General features: G+C 42.5%; 1 pseudogene. It reads left to right on the top strand.

The features are described 5' to 3' along the window. Nucleotides 1–4 precede the first annotated feature (4 nt). Nucleotides 5–990: pseudogene (locus PSR9079_RS24120) on the top strand (transposase); the annotation flags it as partial.

Raw genomic sequence — 990 nt, 5'->3', positions numbered from 1 at the left:
CTTAATCTCACGATGCGTGAGACGTGCATTCTTGTGTGGTGATGATAAATACACAGGTAAAAACTTTGATCATCGTAGGGAGTGGTTAGTAGAGCGAATTAAGTTATTAAGTAGTGTGTTCGCCATTGAAGTTGCTGCCTACGCGATTATGAGCAATCACTACCACCTTGTTGTGAACGTCAATAGGCGTCAAGCACTTGATTGGTCCGATGATGAAGTAATTAAACGCTGGTATCAGCTTTATAACGGCCACTTTTTAGTCGACCGCCACTTACAAGGTGAGCAGTTAGATAAGCCAAGTTTGCTCTTTTTTAATGAGATCATCGCTAAATGGCGAGAAAGATTGTATGACATCAGCTGGTATATGAAAAACCTCAATGAGTACATTGCCCGCGAGGCCAATAAAGAAGATAACTGCACGGGTAAGTATTATTCGCTGCCATCCTTGGCGCTCACCCTTCGGGCTGCCTGACGGCATTCAAATTTATTCCTTATAAATTTGAGGGAAGGGCGCTATAAGTCGCAAGCATTATTAGATGAAACCGCAGTGCTCAGTTGCATGGCCTACGTTGATTTGAACCCTATCAGAGCAAACATAGCCGATACGCTTGAAGACAGTGATTTCACCTCAATTCAAGAACGTATAGCGCACTTTAAAGCCTTTACCACAGACACGGTTAAAGCGAATAAGCTTCTCAAACAAAAAGATAATATTCAGCATGAAAGCCAACCAGCACAGTTAAAACCATTTGGCGGCAATCACATTAAAGACACGATCCCCTTTGCCTTACTGGATTATATTGAATTAGTCGACTGGAGTGGCCGCCACATAGATCCAAAGAAAAAAGGGCATATCAACAAAACTATGCCAAAAGTGCTCCTGACTTTGAATATAGAAGAGGCACAATGGCTTGAATCAATTCAACGTTTTAGGCAGCAGTACTCAAATTTTGCAGGCAGCAAACAACGGTTAAAGCAGCAAGCCGCCAG

Source organism: Pseudoalteromonas rhizosphaerae (assembly GCF_902498845.1).
Lineage (GTDB): Bacteria > Pseudomonadota > Gammaproteobacteria > Enterobacterales > Alteromonadaceae > Pseudoalteromonas > Pseudoalteromonas rhizosphaerae.
This window is presented reverse-complemented; position numbering and strand designations above follow the sequence as displayed.